This window comes from Neisseria sp. P0001.S007, assembly GCF_051963655.1.
GTDB lineage: Bacteria > Pseudomonadota > Gammaproteobacteria > Burkholderiales > Neisseriaceae > Neisseria > Neisseria subflava_A.
The window spans coordinates 371,485-395,772 of the sequence record NZ_JBQCUB010000001.1; the positions used below are offsets into that span (position 1 = coordinate 371,485).

Below are 24,288 nucleotides of genomic sequence, written 5' to 3' on the forward strand. Positions count from 1 at the left end.
TTTTAACGCAAACCGTTATAATAACGCCCCATCCATTTACACAATACATTCATTCCATAAAGTCATGAAAACCCTGCTCCAACTCCAAAGCGCTGCACAAAATTTCGCCGACCACTATAAAAACCAAACCGACGAACGCCGTGAAAAAGACACTTTTTGGAATGAATTTTTTGCGATTTTCGGCATTGACCGCAAAAACGTCGTTCACTTCGAATATGCCGTTAAAGACCCGAGCAACAACACCCAATTTGTCGATGTCTTTTGGGAAGGCATCTTCCTGGCAGAACACAAATCCGCCAACAAAAACCTAGCCAAAGCCAAAGAACAGGCGGAGCGTTATTTGCAGGAAATCGAGCGCACCAAGCCGTCTGCATTACCTGAATATTACGCTGTCAGCGATTTTGCCCATTTCCACCTTTATCGTCGCGAGCCTAAAGAAGGCGTAGAAAACCAATGGCAATTCCCGTTGGGAGCATTGCCCGAATACATTACGCGCGGCGTTTTTGACTTTATGTTCGGCATCGAAGCCAAAGTTCGCCAAATTCAAGAAGAAGCCAACATTCAAGCGGCGACGGCCATTGGCAGACTGCACGATGCCTTGCAGGAAGAGGGCATTTACGAAGAACACGAACTCAGGCTCTTCATCACGCGCCTGCTTTTCCTCTTTTTTGCCGATGACAGCGCCGTTTTCCAGCGCAACTACCTCTTTCAAGACTTTTTAGAAAGCTGCAAAGAAGCCGATACGCTCGGCGACAAGCTCAATCAACTCTTTGAATTTCTCAACACACCCGACCAAAAGCGCAGCAAGACCCAAAGCGAAAAATTTAAAGGTTTCGAATACGTCAACGGCGGCCTTTTCAAAGAACGCCTGCGCACTTTCGACTTCACTGCCAAGCAGCACCGCGCCTTAATCGACTGCGGCAATTTCGACTGGCGCAACATCAGTCCAGAAATCTTCGGCACGCTCTTCCAATCCGTCATGGACGCGCAAGAGCGGCGCGAAGCAGGCGCACACTACACCGAAGCCGCCAACATCGACAAAGTCATCAACGGCCTCTTTTTAGAAAACCTGCGCGCCGAATTTGAAGCCGTCAAAGCCCTCAAACGCGACAAAGCCAAAAAACTCGCCGCCTTCTACCAAAAAATCCAAAACCTGCAGTTCCTAGACCCGGCCTGCGGCTGTGGCAATTTCCTTATCGTTGCCTACGACCGCATCCGCGCCCTTGAAGACGACATCATCGCCGAAGCGCTCAAAGACAAAGCAGGCGGCTTATTCGACAGCCCGTCCGTCCAATGCCGTCTGAAACAATTCCACGGCATCGAAATAGACGAATTTGCCGTCCTTATCGCCCGTACCGCCATGTGGCTCAAAAACCACCAATGCAACATCCGCACGCAAATCCGCTTCGACGGCGAAGTCGCCTGCCATACGCTGCCGCTCGAAGACGCCGCCGAAATCATCCACGCCAACAGCCTCCGCACACCTTGGCAGGCGGCAGACTACATCTTCGGCAATCCGCCCTTTATCGGCTCGACCTACCAAACTAAAGAGCAGAAAAACGACCTCGAAAGCATTTGCGGCCATATCAAAGGCTACGGCCTGTTGGATTACGTCTGCAACTGGTATGTCAAAGCCGCCGGCATCATGGCGCAGAATTCCCAAGTTCAGACGGCATTTGTCTCCACCAATTCCATCTGCCAAGGCCAGCAGGTCGAAATCCTCTGGGGCAGCCTTTTGAACCAAGGCATCGAAATCAACTTTGCCCACCGTACCTTCCAATGGACGAGCCAAGCCGCAGGCAAAGCCGCCGTCCATTGCATCATCGTCGGCTTTAGCCGCAAACCGCAAACGTCGTCTGAAAACGGCGGCGCAAACGCTTCGGCAAATCCCGCTCTGCCCAAATACCTCTACGACTATCCCGACATCAAAGGTGAACCCCAAAAACACGCCGTAGCCAACATCAATCCTTATCTGATTGATGCGCCCGATTTGATTATTGCCAAGCGCAAAACCCAAATCAGCGGAGAAATTGAAATGGTTAGTGGAGGCAAGCCTACCGAAGGCGGCAACCTTATCCTTTCCACCGATGAAAAAGAAGCCTTGATTGCTACCGAACCATTGGCGGCAAACTACATCCGTGCCTTCTCGATGGGTAACGAATTCCTTAATGGTATCGAACGTTGGTGCATTTGGTTTAACGGCGTACCTGATGTCAAACGCAACCACGACCTGAAACAGATGCCTCAAGTCCAAGCCCGTATTCAGGCAGTCAAAGCCATGCGTGAGGCTAGTAAAGATAAGCAAACTCAAAAAGATGCTATGACTCCTTGGCTTTTCCAGCAATTACGCAATATTTCAGACGGCAATTATCTTGCCATCCCTAAAGTATCTTCTGAAAATCGCCGTTTCATTCCCATCGGCTATTTGGATTCCCAAACTATTGCCGGAGATAAGCTATTCATGTTACCTAATGCCACTCTTTACCACTTTGGCATTCTCTGCTCCACCATGCATAATGCCTTTATGCGTACTGTTTCAGGCCGTCTGAAAAGCGATTACAGCTATTCCAGTTTAATTGTGTACAACAACTTTCCCTTCCCAGAAAGCTGCCGTAAACCCAACGATGACGAAACTGCCTGTCAGGAAGCTTCGGGCAAAAAAGGCGAAACGCCAAGGCCGTCTGAAAACAATCCCCTCCGTTCCGCCATCGAAGCTGCCGCCCAAGCCATCCTTGACACTCGCGAGAAATACCGTGCCGATGCGCTTGCTAACGATCTGCCTCCCCCTACGCTCGCCGAACTTTATGCGTCCGACGCAGGCTATCCCGACCTCGTCAAAGCACACGCCACCCTCGACAAAGCAGTAGATAAAGCCTACGGCTACAAAAAAGGCAAAAACACTGACGATGAGGCAGAACGCGTCACCTTTCTGTTTGACCTATACCGAAAGGCAATAGAAAGCCAAAATACCAAGCCGCCCAAAAAATCCAAATAAAGGCAAACGGCAAATCCGGCTTGGTTTATAACCAAACCTGATTCGCCGGAAATATCGGTTTTTCCCCATCTCATTACTTCACAACCAAAAGGCCGTCTGAAAACCAAATTCCGGTTTTCAGACGGCCTCAATCATTCAAAATTTTCAACAAACCTTTATTTCAACGCTTCCAGCAGCTTTCCGTGTATTCCGCCGAAACCGCCATTGCTCATGACCAAAATATGGTCGCCTGCTTCGGCATTTTTCACGATTTCGGCAACAAAGGCATCGAAGTCTTTGCCCACATGCAGCTTGCCGCCTAAAGGTGCGAGGGCTTCGGCGACGTCCCAGTCCACGCCGCCGGCGTAGCAGAATACTTGGTCTGCATCGTTTAAGCTTGCGGGCAGGGCGGCTTTCATGGTGCCGAGCTTCATGGTGTTGGAACGTGGCTCGAGGACGGCGAGGATGCGTGCGTTACCGACGCGCTGACGTAAGCCTTCGATGGTGGTTTCGATGGCGGTCGGATGGTGGGCAAAGTCGTCGTAAACAGTGATGCCGTTTACTGTACCTTTGATTTCCATACGGCGTTTGACGTTTTTAAATGCACTCAAAGCTTCGCAGGCCGTCTGAATATCGACTCCGGCATGACGCGCGGCAGAGATAACGGCGAGGGCGTTCATGCGGTTGTGTTCGCCCATCAGTTCCCAAGCGACGTGTCCGACCGTTTCGCCGTGATGGCGTACATCAAACGAGCCGTCGGCATGGACGGTACCAACCTGCCAGCCTTGTTCGGTACCGAATTTCTCTACGGGCGTCCAGCAGCCTTTGTCTAGAGTATCTTGCAGGCTTTGCTGCTGGCCGTTGCAGACGATGAGGCCTTCAGACGGCACGGTGCGTACCAAATGATGGAATTGGGTTTGAATGGCGCCCAAATCGGCAAAAATATCGGCGTGATCAAATTCCAGATTGTTCAAAATGGCGGTACGCGGACGGTAGTGTACGAATTTGGAGCGTTTGTCAAAAAAGGCGGTATCGTATTCATCGGCTTCGATAACGAAAAACGGCGATTTGCTGTTCGGGTCTTGGCGCGGCGTTTGCGGCAGGCGGGCGGAAACGCTGAAGTTTTCCGGTACGCCGCCGATGAGGAAGCCCGGTGCAAGGCCGGCATATTCTAAGACCCATGCCAGCATGGAGGCTGTGGTCGTTTTGCCGTGTGTTCCGGCTACACCGAGTACCCAATGATGGTGTAATACGTTTTCAGCAAGCCATTGCGGGCCGGAAATGTAAGGCAGGCCTTTATTCAAAATGGCTTCAATCACATCCATGCCGCGTTTGGCAACATTACCGATAACGTAAATATCGGCTTTAAATTCGTCCAATTGAGCGGCATCAAAACCTTCATGTACGTCTATGCCCAAGGCTTCAAGCTGGGTGCTCATCGGCGGATACATCTTTGCGTCGCAACCGCTGACTTTAAAACCTGCTTCTTTGGCAATAGCCGCTACGCCGCCCATAAATGTGCCGCCGATACCGATAATGTGGATGTGTTTCATGATAAGACTGTCTTTGGATAAATTAATTTTAAAGCCGTCATTATAACGGAGTTTGGATAAAGAAAGGGGTCGTCTGAAAAGTTAGGCAACAACAAGAATAGGAAAAAATGCGAAGAATTGATTTTAAAAGGAGGGCGTTGAGGTTTTGCAAGTATGGGATTGGGGTTAGCCCTGCTTTGGAAAGAGTTATTTGATACGGTAAAGTTGTTCACGAAGGTCAGGTGAAGCATTGCCTCGAACTCCTCCATGCTTGATAGCGTGAAGTTTTCGATAATAGGTTTACTTGGATAGACTTTAGAGAATGGGGGGGGATTCAATTAATGCCGTTTGAAAAATAAGTCCTGAGCAAACCACGCTACGACTTATTTTCAGACGGCATTTGTATTCTGTATTTTGCGATTTCTATTAAAGCGCTGCTTCCGAGCGTTCACCGGTACGGATACGGATAGCTTCTTCAACCGGATAAATAAAGATTTTACCGTCACCGATTTTGCCAGAATGCGCGGTTTCCAAGATGGCATCAACAGCTTGATCGACTTTATCGTCAGCCAATACCAATTCGATTTTCACTTTAGGAAGAAAATCGACTGCGTATTCCGCGCCGCGATAAATTTCCGTATGGCCTTTTTGGCGGCCGAAACCTTTGACTTCGCTGACAGTCATGCCGGTAATGCCGATTTCAGTCAGGATTTCGCGTACATCGTCGAGTTTGAAAGGTTTGATAATGGCTTCGATTTTTTTCATATTGAGTCTCCTTATTTGCGAAAAGGCCGTCTGAAACATTCAGACGGCCTTTGTTCCATCAAGTTCGTTCAAATTTTATTTGAGTGAACTTATTTCTTTTTCTGAGCAGGCAGGTCGGTACATACGCCCAATGCCACTTCCGCAGCCATACCGATGGATTCGCCCAGGGTTGGGTGTGGGTGGATGGTTTTACCGATATCGGCTGCATCACAGCCCATTTCAATCGCCAAGCAGACTTCGCCGATCATATCGCCACCGTTAGGACCAACGATACCGCCGCCGATGATGCGGCCGGTTTCAGCATCAAAAATCAGCTTGGTGAAACCATTGTCGCAACCGTTGGCAATCGCACGGCCGGAAGCAGCCCATGGGAAGTTGGCTTTGGTGATTTTGCGGCCGGAGGCTTTGGCAGACAACTCGGTTTCGCCAACCCATGCCACCTCAGGAGAAGTGTAGGCAACGCCCGGAATAACGCGCGCGTCGAAGTAGGCTTTGTGGCCGGCACAGTTTTCAGCGGCAACGTGGCCTTCGTGAACGGCTTTGTGTGCCAACATCGGTTGACCGACGATATCGCCGATGGCGTAGATGTGCGGCACATTGGTGCGCATTTGTTTGTCCACTTCGATGAAGCCGCGATCAGTTACAGCAACACCAGCTTTCTCAGCGCTGATGAGTTTGCCGTTAGGCGCACGACCGGCAGCTACCAGTACGGCATCGTAACGTTGTGGTTCTTTAGGCGCATTTGCACCTTCGAAGGTAACGTAAACGCCGTCTTCTTTAGGCTCAACAGCAACAGTTTTGGTGTTAATCATGATGTTGTCAAAACGGTATTCGTTTTGTTTTTGCCATACTTTAACCAAGTCGCGGTCTGCGCCTTGCATCAGGCCGTCCATCATTTCAACCACATCCAGGCGAGAACCCAGCGTGCTGTAAACCGTACCCATTTCAAGACCGATAATACCGCCGCCGATAATCAGCAGTTTGCCCGGTACTTCTTTCAGAGCCAAAGCGCCGCTGGAATCGATGATGCGTGGATCTTCAGGGATGAAAGGCAGTTTGGTTACGCGGCTGCCTGCTGCGATGATACAGTTTTTGAAGGCAACGATTTTTTTCTCACCGGTAGGCGTAGCTTGTTCGTACACTTCGCTGGTCGTCAGCGAAACTTCCAAGTGGCGCGGATCTAAGAATTGGCCGTCACCTTGGATAATGTCTACTTTGCGGCCTTTCGCCATACCGGCCAAACCGGTAGTCAAGCGGGAAACCACGCCGTCTTTGTAGCCGCGCAGCATGTCGATATCGAGTTCAGGCTCAGGGTATTTGATACCGTTGGCAGCCAAGTGGCGTACTTCATCGATAACGGCAGCATTGTGCAACAGAGCTTTTGAAGGGATACAGCCGACGTTCAAGCAAACGCCGCCCAAAGTTTTGTAACGCTCGACGATGGCAACTTTCAAGCCTTCGTCAGCAGCGGCAAATGCAGCGGAATAACCGCCAGGGCCGCCACCCAATACGACCACATCGTATTCAGCATCGGCAGAACCGCCAAATTGTGCAGCTTGAGGAGCTGGAGCAGCAGCTTTAGGCGCTTCTTGTGCAGGAGCAGCTGGTGCTTCGGCTTTAGGAGCGGCAGCCGCACCTTCGGCTTCAACGACTGCAATCAAGCCGCCTTCGGAGATTTTGTCACCCACTTTAACTTTAACTTCTTTAACGACACCTGCAACTTCGGCAGGTACGTCCATAGTGGCTTTATCGGTTTCCAAAGTAATCAGGGTATCGTCCACGGCAATGGTGTCGCCTACATTTACTTCAACCGCAATAATATCTACATTTTCGTGACCGCCAATGTCTGGCACTTTTAATTCAACTAAGCTCATGTCTAATCTTTCTGAATGATGTTCGGACTTCTTTTTTCAGACGGCCTGAGTAAAAAGGCCGTCTGAAAATGCTCGGATTACAGAGTAATGCGGCGGAAGTCTTTCAACAGGTTAGCCAGGAATACGGTGAAGCGCATACCGGCGGCACCGTCGATGACGCGGTGGTCGAAGGACAGGCTCAATGGGCACATCAGGCGAGGAGCGAATTCTTTGCCGTTCCAAACCGGTTTGATTTGGGATTTGCACACACCCAAGATAGCAACTTCAGGAGCATTCACGATCGGCGTGAAGCCTGTGCCGCCGATACCGCCCAAGCTGGAAATAGTAAAGCATGCGCCTTGCATTTCTTGCGGTTTGAGCTTGCCTTCGCGGGCTTTTTTAGACAATTCGGTCAGCTCTTGGCTGATTTGTTTCAAGCCTTTTTGATCCACGTCTTTGATTACTGGAACAACCAAGCCGTTTGGCGTGTCTGCTGCGAAACCGATGTTGAAGTAGTTTTTCAGCACCAAGTTGTCGCCATCCAAAGAGGCATTGAATTCAGGGAAGGCTTTCAGCGCAGCAACAGAGGCTTTAATGATGAACGCCAATGGGGACAATTTCACGCCTTCACGTTCCCATTCTTTGTTCAGTTGTTTGCGGAATTCTTCCAATTCGGTCATGTCCGCTTCTTCGTGTACGGTAACGTGAGGAATCACAACCCAGTTGCGAGACAGGTTTTGACCGGAGATTTTCTTAATGCGAGACAGTTCTTTAACTTCGACGCTGCCGAATTTTGAGAAGTCAACTTTAGGCCATGGCAACAAGTCCAGACCACCGCCCAAAGAGGCAGCTGCAGGTTTGCCAGCACCGCTTTGCATAACGGATTTAACGAAGGCTTTAACGTCTTCGCCCATGATACGGCCTTTCAGACCGGTACCTTTGACTTGGCCCAAATCTACGCCCAATTCGCGCGCCAGTTTACGTGCAGAAGGACCGGCATGAGCTTTGGCAAATGCAGCTTCATCGATTTTTGCAGCAGCAGGAGCAACCGGTGCAGGTGCAGCGGCTGGTGCAGCAGGAGCCGGAGCTGCAGCAGGTGCAGGTGCGGCACCTTGAGCGGCAGGAGCAGGAGCCGCTGCGGCAGAGCCGGCAGTTTCTACTTCGATAATGGCAGAACCTTCGGATACTTTGTCGCCAACTTTTACAAATACGGCTTTAACCACACCGGCTTCGGTACATGGTACGTCCATGGTGGCTTTGTCGGTTTCCAACGTAATCAGGGTGTCGTCAACGGCAACAGTGTCGCCAACTTTAATTTCAACGGCAATAACGTCTACGTCAGAGTGGCCGCCGATATCAGGTACAACAACTTGTACAGTAGCACCACCGGCAGGAGCGGCTGCAGGCGCAGCAGCTGGAGCAGCAGGAGCTTCTGCTGCAGGGGTCGGAGCGGCATCAGCAGCGGCAGCACCGGTTTCAACGGTCAGAATAACGCCGCCTTCAGAGATTTTATCGCCCACTTTAACTTTAACTTCTTTCACGACGCCGGCTGCATCAGCAGGTACGTCCATAGTGGCTTTGTCGGTTTCCAAAGTAATCAGGGTGTCGTCAACGGCAATAGTGTCGCCTACTTTAACTTCTACGGCGATGATGTCGACGTTTTCATGACCGCCGATATCAGGGACTTTGATTTCTACGATACTCATTTGAGTTCCTTTAATATTTTCAGTTTGATGCCGTCTGAAAACTGTTTCACACGGCATCGGTACAGTTTGTTTGTTCAAACCATTCAAGCATTCGGTTTTCAGACGGCCTGATGTCTGAATGAAGCAAACAGGTCGTCTGAAACATCAATTAGCGTTTCCAGCTAGGAGCTGAATCGGCTTTAATACCATATTTTTCAATGGCTTGTTGAACGGTTTCTTTGCTGACTTTGCCTTGTTCGGCCAATGCGCTCAATGCAGCAACGGCAACGTTGTAGCGGTCAACTTCGAAGAAGCTGCGCAGGTTGGCACGGCTGTCGGAGCGACCGAAGCCGTCAGTACCCAAGACGTGGTAGTCGTTAGGGATATAGGCACGGATGCGGTCAGCGTAGCTGCGGATATAGTCGGTAGCGGCAATCACTGGGCCGTCATGACCTTGCAGTTGAGAAGTAACAAACGGTACTTTTGCAGTTTCCAATGGGTTCAGACGATTGAAGCGTTCCACTTCGATGGCATCGCGGTGCAGCTGGTTGAATGATGGGCAAGACCAGATGTCTGCTTCTACGCCGAAGTCGGCTTTCAACAATTCGGCACCGGCAATTACTTCTTGCAGGATAGTACCGGAACCCATCAATTGAACTTTCTTGTCGCCTTTGCCGCTGGCTTTCAGCAGATACATACCTTTCAGGATGTTTTCTTCTGCGCCTTCAGGCATATCCGGGTGAGCGTAGTTCTCGTTCATTAGGGTGATGTAGTAGAACACGTCTTCGTTATTGGCATACATACGGCGCAGACCGTCTTGAACGATAACGGCTACTTCGTATTGGAATGTTGGATCGTAAGAAACACAATTTGGAATCAAATCTGCTTGAATATGGCTGTGGCCGTCTTCGTGTTGCAGACCTTCACCATTCAGCGTTGTACGGCCGGCAGTACCACCCAACAGGAAGCCGCGTGCGTGCATATCGCCGGCAGCCCATGCCAAGTCGCCGATACGTTGGAAACCGAACATAGAGTAGTAGATGTAGAAAGGAATCATCGCAAAGTTGCTGTTGGCGTAGCTGGTTGCAGCCGCGATCCAGTCAGCCATTGCGCCTGGCTCGTTAATACCTTCTTGCAAGATTTGACCGTCGACGGATTCTTTGTAGAACATCAGTTGGTCTTTATCTTGAGGGGTGTATTGTTGGCCTTTAGGGTTCCAAATGCCGTATTGGCGGAACATACCTTCCATACCGAAAGTACGGCTTTCGTCAGGAACGATAGGTACAACGCGTTTGCCGATTTTTTTGTCTTTCAGCAAAGTAGACAGGATGCGTACGAAAGCCATGGTGGTGGAGAATTCACGGTCACCGCTGGATTTCAGTTGGGCATCAAATGCTGACAGTTCAGGCACTTCCAGAACGTCTTGGGTAGGGTTGCGTTGAGGCAGGTAGCCACCCAAAGATTCGCGACGTGCGTGCAGGTATTTGTATTCTTCGCTGTCAGGAGCAAAAGTCAGGTAAGGCAGGTCGCCACTGTCGATTTGCTCGTCAGTTACAGGAATGTCAAAGCGGTCACGGAATTGTTTCAGAGACGCTTTGTCCATTTTTTTGGCTTGGTGGGCAACGTTTTGACCTTCGCCGGATGCACCCATACCGTAACCTTTAATGGTTTTTGCCAAGATTACAGTAGGTTTGCCGTTAGCGTGATTCGCAGCGCGGTCGTAAGCGTTGTAGACTTTTTGAGGGTCATGACCACCGCGGTTCAATGCCCAAATTTCGTCATCAGTCATATCGGCGACCAATGCTTTCAGTTCAGGTGTATTGAAGAAGTGTTCGCGAACGTATGCACCGTCTTTGGATTTGTAAGTTTGGTAGTCACCGTCCAAGCACTCTTCCATACGTTTGCGCAGGATGCCATCTTTGTCTTTTGCCAAGAGGCGGTCCCAACGACGACCCCAGACGACTTTCACAACATTCCAGCCGGCGCCGGCAAAGTTGCCTTCCAGCTCTTGAATGATTTTGCCGTTACCGCGTACTGGACCGTCCAAACGTTGCAGGTTACAGTTGATGACGAATACCAGGTTATCCAAGCCTTCGCGTGAAGCCAGAGCAATAGCACCTTGGCTTTCAGGTTCATCCATTTCGCCGTCGCCACAGAATACCCATACTTTACGGCCTTTGGTTTTAGCCAGGCCGCGAGATTCCAAGTATTTCAGGAAACGGGCTTGGTAAATCGCCATCAATGGGCCAAGACCCATAGATACGGTTGGGAATTGCCAGAAGTCAGGCAACAGGTGAGGGTGAGGATAGGAAGGCAGGCCATGACCGGCAACTTCTTGACGGAAGTTGTTCAATTGGTCTTCAGTCAGACGGCCTTCAACGAAAGCGCGTGCGTAGATACCAGGGGCAACGTGGCCTTGGAAGAATACCAGATCGCCTTCTTCGCCTTCGCCTTTAGCTTTCCAGAAGTGGTTGAAGCCGACTTCGTACATAGTGGCGGCTGATTGGAAAGATGCAATATGTCCACCCAATTCCAAATCTTTTTTACCTGCGCGCAAAACGATAGCGGCAGCGTTCCAACGAACGAATGCACGGATGCGGTGTTCGATGTTTTGGTCGCCAGGGATGCCTTTTTCGTCTTCTACGGAAACGGTGTTCAAATATGGAGTAGTGGTGCCGTGAGGCATACGGATGCCTTTGTCACGGCTGTATTTGACCAAACTTTCCAGCAGGTATTGGGCGCGTTCGCTACCTTCATATTCTAAAACAGAGCTTAACGCGTCTAACCATTCTTTGGTTTCAATTGGGTCAACATCGTGTAATTGGGTGGACATAATATCTATCCTTGTGTTGAGTGTTTTTCAATGACGGAGTATTACTCCGATATTTTCGTTTGCGAACAGATGTGAGTTTAAAACGAAAATTCCTAGAGTTAAATTCGAAAAAAGTTTTAATTACTGAAATATTATCAATACGTTATAACCGTTGATAAAAAATCAGAAAGAATTGAACTTTTTACAAACCAGCTAACCTGCAAATGCTATCAGTAATTGGGCAAACTGGCAAATTGTGCTGTAGATATTGATAGGATTTAGAGGTTGAAATTAAGATTTTTTAAAAGAGTTATGTAGCTTGTTTTTAAATCGAGATATTGAGTGGATACAGTAAAAAAGCATCAGATATTTGAGAAAGTTTATTCGAATACGAAAAATATTTTTCAAATTTTGTTGTAAATAGAAAATTAAATTTAGATTATCTGGTTTTTTACAAAGAGAATAGGCCGTCTGAAGACTCTAAAGAGATTAAGGAGAAATGGGATTTGAAGATGGCGATTGTTGAGGAAGGGTAAATGAAAAAAATGACATGTACAGGCTACTTTAGCGCTGACATGTCATTTATGTAGGAAGTTAGAATTTCAGACGGCCTCTAATTATCAGTAGAGCCTTTTTGAGAGAATTGCTTCCATTGAGTCAGAAGCTCTTTGAGAACGTCTTGCTGTTCATGTCCATGTTGGATGGCTTCTTGCAACCAGAAGCAAGCATTGTTGATGTCTTTTTTTACACCCATGCCGTGATAATACAGGCAGGCAAGATTATATTGAGCCATCGTGTCTCTTTGTTTGGCCGCTGCTTCAAACCATTTTGCAGCTTGGGCGTAGTCGACAGGTACGCCTTGTCCGCAGTAATACATCATACCTAGATTGGTTTGGGATTTACTGTGTCCACGTTCTGCGGACTGATGGTATAACTCCAGTGCTTCAGCGTAATTCTGTTTGCGTTTTAAGCCATAGTGCGCTGCAAATGCCAGCTTGTACAGACGCTCGGCTTCCTGACGTTGGAGGGCGATTTCTTTGGTTAGCTCATAGTTTTGCTGGTTATTCAATGCGCTGTCAGACAGAAGTTTTTGGTAAGCGGCAAGATTACCTAAATCAGCCGAGCGTTGATAATATTGGCGTGCGGTGTCAGCATCAACTGCTCGTCCCAATCCGTAGCGATAGATATCACCTAAAAGGCGCAAACCTTCCGGATCATTTTGATCAGCAGCAAATTTAGCGTGCTGATAGGCCTTCTGAGGGTCTCGTTCGGTGTTTTTGCCTAGCAGATAGATTTCGGCAAGTGCTACATTCGCATTGCTGTCACCTTGTGCGGCAGCTTTTTCAAACCATTCCAATGCTTCAGCAGGATTTGATGCGGCTAAGAGTTCCGCAAGAGAAGTTTGCGCTGGAACAATGTCGTAATCGGCGGCAATACGTAAATGTTCGATTGCTTTTTCAGGATTTTGTGCGACACCTTGCCCCAATTTGTATTGGAGACCGAGTTGCCAGTGTGCTGCAATAAATCCCTGTGCAGCGGATTTCTGATAAAGTTTATGGGAATATTCCAAATCAGAAGAGCTGGAATATTGGTAATGTTGGGCTAAGAAGTATTGCGCCTGAGGATTTTGCTGTTCGGCAGCTTTCAATGCCCATTTGACTGCTTCTTGGTCATTGCCATTATCTGCATATAAACGCATGAGGCGTAGTTGTGCTGGGGCTAATCCTTCTTCAGCAAGCTCTTGATAGGCTGCAATGAGTTTTTCTATTTCTATTCCATTATTTTCTTGTAACTGGAGAAGATTATAGCGGGCGTATGGATGACCAGCTCTTGCAGCTTGCTTTAAATATTCAACTGCAATTGCTAAATCTTGAGCATTTTCGTGGTGTTCGATCAGGTATCCTGCCAGTTGAAATGCAGCCTCAACATGCCCGGCTTCTGCTGCCTCGCAGAGCAATGGGATGGCTCGTGCAAAGTCAGGAGGGTCTTGAGTGATCAATTTTTCTGCTAGAAGAAAAGATTCTTCATATTGTTGAGCATTCATCGGTTTGCTTTTATATTTTGCGAAGGATTAAGAATAAAATAATCGGCCGACAGAGTGCGGCCGTTATGATTTTGTAATTTTGAGGTTATTTACAAAAACAGACAACCGTATTTGTATTTTGATGCTTAGAATAATGGAATAAATCATTTCGTACTGCATAAATACAACAGAAGGATATGATTAAAGTGGGTCGAGAAAATACTTCTGCTGTTTATTCAGTTTAAATTATTCGTCGTCCGGTTTCTTACGCCACAAAACAAGTAATTTGCCAATATGTTGCACCAGTTGAGCACCCAGTGTTTCACACAGGGCATTGCAAATTTCAATACGTTCAGCACGATCATCGCCAAAAACACGGACTTTAATCAATTCGTGCGCTGTCAATGCGGCATCGGCTTCTTTGATGACTGAGTCGGTCAAGCCTTGTTGGCCAACCATAACGACAGGGTGGAGGTGGTGTGCTTGGGCTTTCAAGGCCAAAATTTCTTTGGTGCTTAATTTGTTGTCGCTCATATTAATAAGTATCCAATTCAAAAGAATAATGGCTATATTGTACGCGATTTAGAACATTTACGGGGGAAATAACGTACAATGCTGATTTTAACTTAAGCATTTCAAATCAAGATGGCTGTACGCTCAAAATCTTCAAAAGCATGGCTGCATGAGCACGTCAACGATCATTATGTCCATATGGCACAAAAGGACGGATATCGTGCCAGAGCGGCTTATAAGTTATTGGAAATCAATCAAAAAGACAAATTAATCAAACCAGGTACGGTTTTGGCGGATTTGGGCAGCGCGCCGGGAAGTTGGTCACAGGTTGCGGCCAAGCTGGTCGGTAAAACTGGGGCAGTGTTTGCTTTGGATATTTTGCCAATGGAAGCTATTGAAGGTGTGTCGTTTATTCAGGGCGACTTTAGGGAAGATGCTGTTTTGGAGCAGTTTGAAGCTTTATTGGATAATCGTCCGCTAGACCTTGTAATCTGTGATATGGCACCCAATATGTCAGGCAATGCCGTAACAGACCAGGCACGCAGTTTTTATTTGTGTGAACTGGCCTTGGATTTTGCCTCCCAACATTTGAAAACCGGAGGCAGTTTTTTAGTGAAGGTGTTTCAAGGCGCGGGTTATCAAGAGTATACGGCGGCTATGCGTGAAATTTTTGCCAGTGTACAAACTCGAAAGCCGGATGCTTCCCGCAATCGTTCCAGTGAGATTTACCTATTAGGTAAAAATAAACGCTGACAATGTAGGGTGGGTGCTTTAAAATTCTTTCCCTTGATTTTATTTATTTTGTAACCATGGAGCCTGTTCAGTGGGGAATACCATTAAAAACATATTAGTCTGGGTAGTGGGTGGTGCTATGCTTTTAGCAGCATTCAATGCACTCAGCGATAAGCAGGAAGATAAACAGCAAATCGAATATTCTCAATTTATTCAGCAAGTTAATAGTGGCGAAGTATCCAATGTCAATATTGAAGGATCTGTTGTCAGCGGCTATCTGATTAAAGGTGAGCGCACCGATAAAACTGCCTTCTATACCAATGCGCCTTTGGATGACAACTTGGTTAAAACACTGTTGGACAACAAAGTACGCGTCAAAGTGACTCCGGAAGAAAAACCAAGCATGCTGGCCAGTCTGTTTTACAGCCTGCTGCCTGTTTTGTTGTTGATCGGTGCATGGTTCTACTTCATGCGCATGCAAAGCGGCGGTGGCGGTAAAGGCGGCGCATTCTCTTTTGGTAAGAGCCGTGCACGTTTGTTGGACAAAGATTCCAATAAAGTGACTTTTGCCGATGTTGCAGGTTGTGATGAGGCAAAAGAAGAAGTACAAGAAATCGTGGATTACCTGAAATCGCCTAACCGTTACCAAAGCCTGGGTGGTCGTGTACCGCGCGGTATTTTGTTGGCCGGTAGCCCTGGTACGGGTAAAACATTACTGGCTAAAGCGATTGCTGGTGAAGCCGGTGTGCCATTCTTCAGTATTTCAGGTTCTGACTTCGTAGAAATGTTTGTCGGTGTCGGTGCGAGCCGTGTCCGCGATATGTTCGAGCAGGCTAAGAAAAACGCGCCATGTATCATCTTTATCGATGAAATTGATGCGGTTGGCCGTCAGCGTGGTGCCGGTTTGGGCGGTGGTAATGATGAGCGTGAGCAAACATTGAACCAATTGTTGGTTGAAATGGATGGTTTTGAAAGTAACCAAACCGTTATTGTGATCGCAGCAACCAACCGTCCTGATGTACTTGACCCTGCGTTGCAGCGTCCAGGCCGTTTTGACCGTCAAGTCGTTGTTCCGTTGCCTGATATTCGTGGCCGTGAGCAAATCTTGAAAGTTCACGCTAAAAAAGTGCCTTTGGATGCATCTGTAGATTTGACTTCTTTAGCACGCGGTACACCGGGTTTTTCAGGTGCGGATTTGGCAAACTTGGTCAATGAAGCAGCTTTGTTTGCCGGCCGTCGTAATAAAGTTAAAGTCGATCAAAGCGACTTTGAAGATGCGAAAGACAAAATCTACATGGGTCCGGAGCGTCGCAGCATGGTAATGCACGAAGATGAAAAACGTGCGACAGCCTATCATGAGGCCGGTCATGCAATCGTAGCGGAAAGCCTGCCGTTTACCGATCCGGTTCACAAAGTAACCATTATGCCTCGTGGTCGTGCATTGGGTTTGACTTGGCAGCTGCCTGAGCGTGACCGTATCAGTATGTACAAAGACCAAATGCTGAGCCAGCTCTCAATCTTGTTTGGTGGCCGTATTGCTGAGGATATTTTTGTCGGCCGTATTTCTACCGGCGCATCTAACGACTTTGAGCGTGCAACTCAAATGGCACGCGAGATGGTAACGCGTTATGGTATGAGCGACAAAATGGGTGTGATGGTTTATGCTGAGAACGAAGGTGAAGTATTCTTGGGTCGCAGCGTAACCCGTTCTCAAAATATTTCCGAGAAAACCCAACAAGATATCGATGCGGAAATCCGCCGTATTTTGGATGAGCAATACCAAGTGGCTTACAAAATCTTGGATGAAAATCGCGATAAGATGGAAACCATGTGCAAAGCACTGATGGATTGGGAAACCATCGATCGAGACCAAGTTTTGGAAATTATGGCTGGTAAACAACCTAGCCCGCCTAAAGATTACAGCCACAATGTCCGTGATGACAAAGTAGAAGAGCCTGAAGCGCCTGTTGCTGAAGCTGCTGAACCTGTTGAGCAAAATGAGGTTCAGAATACTGATTCAGTGGAAGCAGGCAGATAAAACAGATAAATCTGTATAAGGTTTGAAACAGAAAACGGTAGCTTTTAAGCTACCGTTTTTATTTTGAAGATAATCTAAAGGCCGTCTGAAAAGCTTCAGACGGCCTGATTTTATTTGGTTAATTACAAAACAGCTAAAGCTGCTTCGTAGTCAGGCTCGTTCGCAATTTCAGAAACCAACTCAGCGTGGAGAACTTGGTTTTGATCATTTAAAACCACCACTGCACGGGCAGTCAGGCCGCGTAATGGGCTTTCTGTCAGTGTAACACCGTAATCGTTAGAAAAGCTGCTGCGGAATGTGGAAAGTGTCACTACATTTTCCAAACCTTCTGCGCCGCAGAAACGGGCTTGTGCAAACGGTAAATCGGCAGAAATGCACAAAACAACGGTATTATCCAAAGAAGAGGCATGTTTGTTGAAAGTGCGGACGGACTGGGCGCATACGCCGGTGTCAATGCTAGGGAAAATATTCAGCACTTTGCGTTTGCCTGCAAAGTCAGCCAATGATTTTTCAGATAGGTCTGCCGCTACCAATGTGAAATCAGGTACAACTTGGCCGATGGCAGGCAAATTGCCGTTTGTAGAAATAGGAGAGCCTTGGAAAGTAACTTGAGCCATGATTCAGTCCTTGTGTCAGGGGGAAAATAGGATGGTCAGGGGTTTAGTAATGGCGGCGACGGAAATAGAACATGCCTTCGCTGTCAATTTCTAAAATATAGCGGCCGTTTTGTACGGCGGCATAACCGCTTTTGCCCTCGGTATAAGGCTGCAAAGCAGCGTGTGAAATCAGATAGTCGGTCAGTTTGTTGCCGTCTTGGGCAATATTGTCCACCATTTTTGCAAAGACAGTGTGGCAGATGCCGTTGGCTGACCAGCCGGCTGAAACGCCTTTTTCATTTTTTTCCATGCATTGGCCGCTGATGACTTCTAAGTCGGTAGGGTGCTTGCCAATCAGATTGATGATGCCGCCCTCTATGCCGTTAATCGGATAGGTACGTTGTTTTTTACCTTCTTTAGTTTCGCCTTCTTGAGCTGTACCTAAATCCAAACCGGCTATGGCTTGTTCATCGATATATTTAACTTTGAAGGTAGGCTTGGGTGCTTTGCCTGAAGAAGCATCATTGGCTGCAGTATCTTCAGATTTACCGCCGCAGGCAGCCAATGAAAGGCTGAGCAAGATAAGGGGGAAGGTTTTTTTCATATGAGAAACCCTAGAAAACGATTATATTTCAAATAATAAACGATATTATGGCCGTCTGAAATATTCAGACGACCTTACTATTATTATTTCACCGGACGAATACCTACTGCATCGCGTACTTTATCCAACAATTCGCGTGCTTCTTTACGCGCTTTTTGTGCGCCGGCCTGCAAAATGTCTTCAATTTGAGATGGTTTGGCTGTCAATTCATTGTAGCGCTCGCGCGGTTCTGCGAGCTCGGCATTGATCTTTGCACCCAAGAGTTTCTTAGCCTCACCCCAAGCAAGGCCTTCGGCCAGCATTTGTGTAAACTCGGCAGTTTCAGATGGCGTGGAGAAGGCTTTGTAGATTTCAAACAGAGGGCTTTCATCAGGCTGTTTCGGCTCGCCGGGTTCTTTCATATTGGTGATGATTTTGTTCACCGATTTTTGGGTTTTCTTGTCATTTTCCCAAAGCGGAATGGTATTGCCGTAGGATTTGGACATTTTGCGTCCGTCTAAGCCGACCAAGAGTTCGACATTTTCGTCGATTTTTACTTCAGGTAGGGTGAAGAGTTCTTGGAAGCGGTGGTTAAAGCGACCGGCAATATCACGTGCCATTTCAACGTGTTGGATTTGGTCGCGACCGACTGGTACTTCATGGGCATTAAACATCAGGATGTCGGCAGTCATGAGGATAGGGTAGCTGTACAGGCCCATTTCCACGCCATGATCCGGATCTTCCTGACCGTTTTCGGTATTTGCCTGTACTGCGGCTTTATAGGCGTGGGCGCGGTTCATCAGGCCTTTTGCGGTGATACAGGTCAGAATCCAGTTCAACTCCATCACTTCGGGAATATCGCTTTGACGGTAGAAAGTGGTCTGTTCCGGATTGAGTCCGCAGGCGAGCCATGTGGCGGCAACAGCTTGAGTAGATTGATGAATCATTTCCGGCTCATGACATTTGATGATGCCGTGATAGTCGGCCAAAAAGAGGAATGATTCGGTATTGGAATCTTGCGCCGCGCGGATAGCCGGGCGGATGGCTCCGACATAGTTGCCCAAGTGTGGAATACCTGTTGTGGTAACGCCTGTTAAAACTCGTTTTTTGCTCATGAAAGTATCCTTCGGCACAAAGGCCGTCTGAAAATAAATATGGTGCCGATTATACCTGATTATTCTTGATTTTTCAGACGGCCTTTTGAGTAAAGGGTAGATGGATAATAAAAGTTATACACATAAAATTATAAAATTAAAACGTTATAAAACAATAATATAGTAAAAAATTGTTGATAATGGAGTAAATAGCTCTTGAGTTATCCACATTTGCGCCTATATAGGCTTCAACGGAAATATATTTGAAGAGGAACTTAAAATGAGATTTGATAAATTGACTGCCAAATTTCAGCAAGCTCTGCAAGAAGGTCAAAGTTTGGCTTTGGCTGCGGACAGCAGCTACCTTGAGGCTGGCTTTATCTTAAAAGCGTTGCTTGACGATCAAAACAGTGGTGCAGCTGCGTTACTGGCTCATGCAGGTGTGAATGTGCCTCAAGTAAAACAACGTTTGCAGCAACATTTGAGCAGCTTGCCAAAAGTATCCGGACAAGGTGGCGATATTACGCCTAGCCGTGAGCTGCAAGCTGTATTGAACTTGATGGACAAGGCTGCAACCAAACGCGGTGATGCCTATATCGCCAGCGAACTTTTCCTGCTGGCTTTGGTTCAGCAGAATGATGCGACCGGCAAAATTTTGAAAGAAGCCGGTGCGACCGAACAAAATATCAATGCCGCAATTGACGCGGTACGAGGAGGACAGAACGTGAATGATGCCAATGCCGAAGACCAACGCGATGCTTTGAAAAAATATACACTCGATCTGACTCAACGCGCCCGAGACGGTAAGCTCGACCCTGTTATCGGTCGTGATGATGAAATCCGCCGTGCAATTCAGGTATTGCAACGCCGTACCAAAAACAACCCTGTGCTGATTGGTGAGCCGGGTGTGGGTAAAACCGCTATTGTTGAAGGTTTGGCGCAACGTATTGTTAACGGCGAAGTGCCTGAATCCCTGCGTAACAAACGCCTTTTGGTTTTGGACTTGGCGGCTTTGATTGCTGGCGCGAAATACCGTGGCGAATTTGAAGAACGCTTGAAAGGCGTGTTGAACGACTTGGCTAAAGATGATGGTAACACTTTGATTTTCATCGATGAAATCCATACTTTGGTTGGTGCAGGCAAAACTGACGGCGCAATGGATGCGGGCAATATGTTGAAACCGGCTTTGGCACGCGGCGAATTGCACTGTATCGGTGCGACTACTTTGGACGAATACCGTCAATACATCGAAAAAGATGCGGCACTCGAACGCCGCTTCCAAAAAGTATTGGTTGGCGAGCCAAGTGTGGAGGATACCATCGCTATTTTGCGCGGTTTGCAAGAGCGTTATGAAATCCACCACGGTATCGATATTACCGACCCTGCTATCGTTGCCGCAGCGGAGTTGAGCGACCGCTACATCACCGACCGCTTCTTGCCCGACAAAGCGATTGATTTGATTGACGAAGCTGCCAGCCGTATCAAAATGGAGTTGGACAGCAAACCCGAGCAGATGGATAAACTCGACCGCCGCATTATCCAGCTCAAAATGGAAAAAATGCACGTTGCCAAAGAAAGCGATGATGCCAGCAAGAAACGTCTGGAATTGATAGACGAAGAAATCGACGGCTTGCAAAAAGAATACGCCGATTTGGACGAAATCTGGAAAGCAGAAAAAGCCGCCTCTTCCAGCACCGCCGACATCAAAAAACAGATGGACGACATCAAAGTCAAAATCGAACAGGCCAAACGCCAAGGAGATTTTGCCCGCGCATCCGAGCTGGAATACGGTGAGCTGCCTAAATTGAGCGCGCAGTTGCAAGCGGCAGAAAGCAATCCTGACGGCAAAAAACAAAACAAACTTTTCCGTACTGAAGTCGGCGCGGATGAAGTGGCCGAAATCGTTTCTCGTATGACTGGCATTCCTGTGTCAAAAATGATGGAAGGTGAACGCGACAAGCTGCTGAAGATGGAAGAAGTATTGCACCGCCGTGTGGTTGGTCAAGACGAAGCCGTGCGCGCCGTGTCTGACGCTATCCGCCGCAGCCGTTCCGGTTTGGCCGATCCGAATAAACCTTATGGCAGTTTCTTGTTCTTAGGCCCGACCGGTGTGGGTAAGACCGAATTGTGTAAGGCATTGGCAGGCTTCCTGTTTGACAGCGAAGATCACCTGATTCGTATCGATATGTCCGAATACATGGAAAAACATGCTGTTGCCCGCTTAATCGGTGCGCCTCCCGGCTATGTCGGCTACGAAGAAGGCGGCTACCTGACTGAGCAAGTCCGCCGCAAACCATACAGCGTGATTCTTTTGGATGAAGTGGAAAAAGCCCATCCGGATGTGTTCAATATCTTGCTGCAAGTATTGGATGACGGCCGCTTGACCGATGGACAAGGTCGAACAGTGGACTTCAAAAATACCGTTATTGTGATGACTTCCAACATCGGTAGCCAACATATCCAACAAATGGGTACTCAGGACTACGAAGCGGTGAAAGAAGTTGTGATGGAGGATGTGAAAGAACATTTCCGTCCTGAAATGATCAACCGTATTGACGAAGTAGTCGTGTTCCATGGTTTGGATCAGGCCAATATCCGCAGCATTGCGAAAATCCAGCTTAAAGGTTTGGAAAAACGTTTGGAAGCACAACATCTGCATCTGAAAGTCGATGATGCTGCCTTGGATCTGATTGCCGAAGCCGGTTTTGATCCTGTGTATGGTGCCCGTCCGCTCAAACGTGCCATTCAGTCAGAAATCGAAAACCCGCTGGCAAAAGCATTGCTTGAAGGTAAATATGCACCTGATAGCACAATCCATGTTAAAGAAGAGGGTGGTAAGCTCTTGTTTGCATAAGGTTAAAACAATGTAGTATGCTGTTGTAAAAGGCCGTCTGAAAGAATTCAGACGGCCTTTCCTAGTTATTGATTCATATCATATATTTATTATGTAATTTGATTATTCATTGAATTTTAGAGAATATTAATTGAAAATCTTGTATCATGGATTGATAAAGAATGCGATATAATCCGACCTGTTTGCCAAGGTTCTTGCTAAATATCTCATTTTATGTAATAATACTACAATGCAAAAACTGACTAATCAAAATCTTCACATTATTTTGTCGGAACGCTTAAATGATACCGACTTTGTTCTTATTCTCAATGCATTAATCAAATTTTTGCGCCGAGGAGGTAAAAAACAGGCTTCCGAACGTTTCGATTTGATTTTATCTACTTTAAAACAAGACGATGCTTTATGCCGTCAATTCAGCCTGCGCTTCTATACCTGGCTGTCCAAAGTTCACATCTATCCTGCGCTGATTAAGCTGGGTATTTTTTCGCGCCATAGTTTTACTCGGGAGATGGGCATACGGATTTACGAACGTTTCAGCCCGTCTTATAAAGATTTTTCCAATCTGCGCGAAGTATTTTTATATCTTTTTCACTCTAAAAACGATGATAAATGGTTGCAAACCCTGAGTTTGCGCCAATGGTTGAGTATGTATGAATTGTTGCAGGGTAAAGCCGATCCTGCTTTGCTTCAGACGGCCAGCCGACAGTTGGCGGATGCCCGTTTACGAGCGGTAGAAATGCTGTCTATTTGGATTGCATCCGAAGCGATTGAGCCGGATTTAATACGAATTGCCCCTCGTTTATTGGAGGCAGATTCGGCATTTGTCGCTTTGCAACGTGAAATTGCAAAATTGGTAGAACACTATCGCCACAGCGAAGAAACTTACGATACGGCGCACTTGGATGTCATGTTTGACCAGTGTGACAAGCAAATTGAGTATCTGCGTCGTCGTGGTACAGGAGCAGGGTCTGGTTCGTCAGTGAAAGTGGCACACTTGCTGGAGCGCCTGCAACAAACCATAGGCCGTCTGAAACTGTTGACCAATATTCAAATCGAAACCGGCAGCCGTACCCGCTTAACCATTAATCTGATGAATGCGATGATTTACGCGGCGGTAGAGCAATACAGTACCAGTCACTTGCGTAAAAGCAGTATCCGAATGCTGGCGCGCAGTATTACGGAAAACAAAAGCCATCATGGTGAGCATTACATTACGCGCAACCGTAGCGAATATTTTAAAATGTTTTATTCCGCAGCAGGTGGCGGCGTAATTATTGCTTTGATGGCATTGAATAAAATCCATATTTCGTCTTTGGGATTCGGCGAGTTTACTACTTCATTTCTTGCCGGACTAAACTACGGCTTAGGCTTTATGCTGATTCATATGCTGCACTGTACTGTTGCGACCAAGCAGCCTGCTATGACGGCGGCGAGTTTTGCCGAGCAGGTGGACTCAAATGAAGGCAGCAAAGCGGTGGACAACAAATTGGCAAAACTGCTGATTGACGTGTGCCGTTCGCAAAGTGTTGCTGTATTTGGCAATGTATCAATCGCTGTATTGTTGGCGGCGGGGATCGCTTTTGGCTATGCCTACACGCATGGCCAGCCCTTGTTGAATGAGGCCGTTACAGCCTACCAGCTTAAATCTATTGAGATTTTTACTCAGCCGACCTTATGGTATGCCGCTATTGCTGGTGTATGGCTGTTTTGCTCGGGGATTATTGCCGGCTTCTTTGACAACCGTTCCGATTATCTGAACCTACGTCAGCGCCTGCCGTTTAACCCGTTGTTACGAAAAATAATGCGTCCGCAGCCGCGCCGCCAGTTGGCTGCTTATATTCATAAGCATTATGGTTCGCTTATGGGTAATTTTATTTTCGGTATGCTTTTAGGTATGACCGGCTATTTCGGCCATCTTTTCGGCTTGCCGCTGGATATTCGCCATGTGGCGTTTTCTTCGGCAAATTTGGGTTATGCCGCGATCAGCGGCCATGCAGATGTATTTACGTTTATACTTGGCTTGGCAAGCGTATTGGCAATCGGCATGGTGAATCTGGTGGTCAGCTTTTCTTTAGCTTTGGCCGTTGCGCTCCGCTCTCGCGGTACGCGTTTGGGCAGTATGCGTAATCTGCTGAAGAGTTTCTGGAGTCAAGTGAAAGCCAATCCTTTGATTTTGCTGTATCCGGTTCAGGTGAATAACAAAGAAAACACGAAGTAAGATTGAAGAAAGGCCG

The 24,288-nt window shown here is 47.5% G+C and carries 15 protein-coding genes; 5 read left to right on the plus strand and 10 right to left on the minus strand.

Going from position 1 to position 24,288, the window contains the following annotated elements; translation table 11 throughout:
* The first annotated feature begins 64 nt into the window (after positions 1-64).
* Positions 65-2,995, plus strand: a complete 2,931-nt coding sequence (locus ACTHRE_RS01875) for a class I SAM-dependent DNA methyltransferase (protein ID WP_377072850.1) — start codon at positions 65-67, stop codon at positions 2,993-2,995.
* A 155-nt stretch (positions 2,996-3,150) separates the two neighbouring features.
* Here ACTHRE_RS01875 and mpl read toward each other — a convergent pair whose 3' ends face one another.
* From mpl to yhbY, 7 genes are all read right to left on the minus strand, one after another.
* Entirely contained in the window at positions 3,151-4,527 is a 1,377-nt protein-coding gene (gene mpl / locus ACTHRE_RS01880; protein ID WP_254342235.1) for a UDP-N-acetylmuramate:L-alanyl-gamma-D-glutamyl-meso-diaminopimelate ligase, read from the minus strand.
* Between the two features lie 405 nt (positions 4,528-4,932).
* The gene (locus ACTHRE_RS01885; protein ID WP_003683576.1) at positions 4,933-5,271 is read right to left on the minus strand and encodes a P-II family nitrogen regulator; all 339 of its coding nucleotides are present in this window, start codon (positions 5,269-5,271) and stop codon (positions 4,933-4,935) included.
* An 89-nt stretch (positions 5,272-5,360) separates the two neighbouring features.
* The gene (lpdA, locus tag ACTHRE_RS01890) at positions 5,361-7,145 is read right to left on the minus strand and encodes a dihydrolipoyl dehydrogenase (protein ID WP_070460743.1); all 1,785 of its coding nucleotides are present in this window, start codon (positions 7,143-7,145) and stop codon (positions 5,361-5,363) included.
* A gap of 77 nt (positions 7,146-7,222) precedes the next feature.
* Positions 7,223-8,830, minus strand: a complete 1,608-nt coding sequence (gene aceF, locus ACTHRE_RS01895; RefSeq protein ID WP_377072846.1) for a dihydrolipoyllysine-residue acetyltransferase — start codon at positions 8,828-8,830, stop codon at positions 7,223-7,225.
* A gap of 148 nt (positions 8,831-8,978) precedes the next feature.
* On the minus strand, positions 8,979-11,642 hold the full coding sequence (aceE, locus tag ACTHRE_RS01900; protein ID WP_377072844.1) for a pyruvate dehydrogenase (acetyl-transferring), homodimeric type: 2,664 nt from the start codon (positions 11,640-11,642) through the stop codon (positions 8,979-8,981).
* Between the two features lie 592 nt (positions 11,643-12,234).
* Positions 12,235-13,665, minus strand: a complete 1,431-nt coding sequence (locus ACTHRE_RS01905; protein WP_377072842.1) for a tetratricopeptide repeat protein — start codon at positions 13,663-13,665, stop codon at positions 12,235-12,237.
* A 225-nt stretch (positions 13,666-13,890) separates the two neighbouring features.
* On the minus strand, positions 13,891-14,178 hold the full coding sequence (gene yhbY / locus ACTHRE_RS01910; protein WP_377072840.1) for a ribosome assembly RNA-binding protein YhbY: 288 nt from the start codon (positions 14,176-14,178) through the stop codon (positions 13,891-13,893).
* Positions 14,179-14,289: 111 nt separating this feature from the next.
* Here yhbY and ACTHRE_RS01915 point away from each other — a divergent pair, with 111 nt between their 5' ends.
* On the plus strand, positions 14,290-14,910 hold the full coding sequence (locus ACTHRE_RS01915) for an RlmE family RNA methyltransferase (RefSeq protein ID WP_070460733.1): 621 nt from the start codon (positions 14,290-14,292) through the stop codon (positions 14,908-14,910).
* A 70-nt stretch (positions 14,911-14,980) separates the two neighbouring features.
* On the plus strand, positions 14,981-16,927 hold the full coding sequence (ftsH, locus tag ACTHRE_RS01920; protein WP_377072838.1) for an ATP-dependent zinc metalloprotease FtsH: 1,947 nt from the start codon (positions 14,981-14,983) through the stop codon (positions 16,925-16,927).
* Between the two features lie 122 nt (positions 16,928-17,049).
* On the opposite strand, the gene tpx is transcribed toward ftsH, so the two are convergent.
* The 3 genes from tpx to trpS all read right to left on the minus strand — a co-directional run bounded on the left by tpx (position 17,050) and on the right by trpS (position 19,221).
* Positions 17,050-17,544: a thiol peroxidase gene (gene tpx / locus ACTHRE_RS01925; protein WP_377072837.1), complete on the minus strand. Its 495-nt coding sequence runs from the start codon at positions 17,542-17,544 to the stop codon at positions 17,050-17,052.
* A gap of 43 nt (positions 17,545-17,587) precedes the next feature.
* Positions 17,588-18,127 carry a hypothetical protein gene (locus ACTHRE_RS01930; protein WP_285070137.1) on the minus strand — a complete coding sequence of 180 codons (540 nt, stop codon included), beginning with the start codon at positions 18,125-18,127 and terminating at the stop codon, positions 17,588-17,590.
* Positions 18,128-18,210: 83 nt separating this feature from the next.
* Positions 18,211-19,221, minus strand: a complete 1,011-nt coding sequence (gene trpS / locus ACTHRE_RS01935; RefSeq protein WP_377072835.1) for a tryptophan--tRNA ligase — start codon at positions 19,219-19,221, stop codon at positions 18,211-18,213.
* A 259-nt stretch (positions 19,222-19,480) separates the two neighbouring features.
* On the opposite strand from trpS, the gene clpB reads away from it, so the two are divergent.
* Together clpB and ACTHRE_RS01945 are read left to right on the plus strand one after the other, a co-directional pair.
* Positions 19,481-22,054: an ATP-dependent chaperone ClpB gene (gene clpB, locus ACTHRE_RS01940; RefSeq protein WP_377072833.1), complete on the plus strand. Its 2,574-nt coding sequence runs from the start codon at positions 19,481-19,483 to the stop codon at positions 22,052-22,054.
* 229 nt (positions 22,055-22,283) lie between these two features.
* Positions 22,284-24,272, plus strand: a complete 1,989-nt coding sequence (locus ACTHRE_RS01945; RefSeq protein ID WP_377072831.1) for a site-specific recombinase — start codon at positions 22,284-22,286, stop codon at positions 24,270-24,272.
* Positions 24,273-24,288 lie beyond the last annotated feature (16 nt).

What these genes read in the sequence shown, in the direction of transcription:
- trpS (WP_377072835.1), bottom strand. Translation starts at nt 19,221, where the DNA reads ATGAGCAAAAAACGAGTTTTAACAGGCGTTACCACAACAGGTATTCCA.
- tpx (WP_377072837.1), bottom strand. Translation starts at nt 17,544, where the DNA reads ATGGCTCAAGTTACTTTCCAAGGCTCTCCTATTTCTACAAACGGCAAT.
- aceF (WP_377072846.1), bottom strand. Translation starts at nt 8,830, where the DNA reads ATGAGTATCGTAGAAATCAAAGTCCCTGATATCGGCGGTCATGAAAAC.
- lpdA (WP_070460743.1), bottom strand. Translation starts at nt 7,145, where the DNA reads ATGAGCTTAGTTGAATTAAAAGTGCCAGACATTGGCGGTCACGAAAAT.
- ACTHRE_RS01885 (WP_003683576.1), bottom strand. Translation starts at nt 5,271, where the DNA reads ATGAAAAAAATCGAAGCCATTATCAAACCTTTCAAACTCGACGATGTA.
- mpl (WP_254342235.1), bottom strand. Translation starts at nt 4,527, where the DNA reads ATGAAACACATCCACATTATCGGTATCGGCGGCACATTTATGGGCGGC.
- ACTHRE_RS01915 (WP_070460733.1), top strand. Translation starts at nt 14,290, where the DNA reads ATGGCTGTACGCTCAAAATCTTCAAAAGCATGGCTGCATGAGCACGTC.
- ACTHRE_RS01930 (WP_285070137.1), bottom strand. Translation starts at nt 18,127, where the DNA reads ATGAAAAAAACCTTCCCCCTTATCTTGCTCAGCCTTTCATTGGCTGCC.
- ACTHRE_RS01945 (WP_377072831.1), top strand. Translation starts at nt 22,284, where the DNA reads ATGCAAAAACTGACTAATCAAAATCTTCACATTATTTTGTCGGAACGC.
- ACTHRE_RS01875 (WP_377072850.1), top strand. Translation starts at nt 65, where the DNA reads ATGAAAACCCTGCTCCAACTCCAAAGCGCTGCACAAAATTTCGCCGAC.
- yhbY (WP_377072840.1), bottom strand. Translation starts at nt 14,178, where the DNA reads ATGAGCGACAACAAATTAAGCACCAAAGAAATTTTGGCCTTGAAAGCC.
- aceE (WP_377072844.1), bottom strand. Translation starts at nt 11,642, where the DNA reads ATGTCCACCCAATTACACGATGTTGACCCAATTGAAACCAAAGAATGG.
- ACTHRE_RS01905 (WP_377072842.1), bottom strand. Translation starts at nt 13,665, where the DNA reads ATGAATGCTCAACAATATGAAGAATCTTTTCTTCTAGCAGAAAAATTG.
- clpB (WP_377072833.1), top strand. Translation starts at nt 19,481, where the DNA reads ATGAGATTTGATAAATTGACTGCCAAATTTCAGCAAGCTCTGCAAGAA.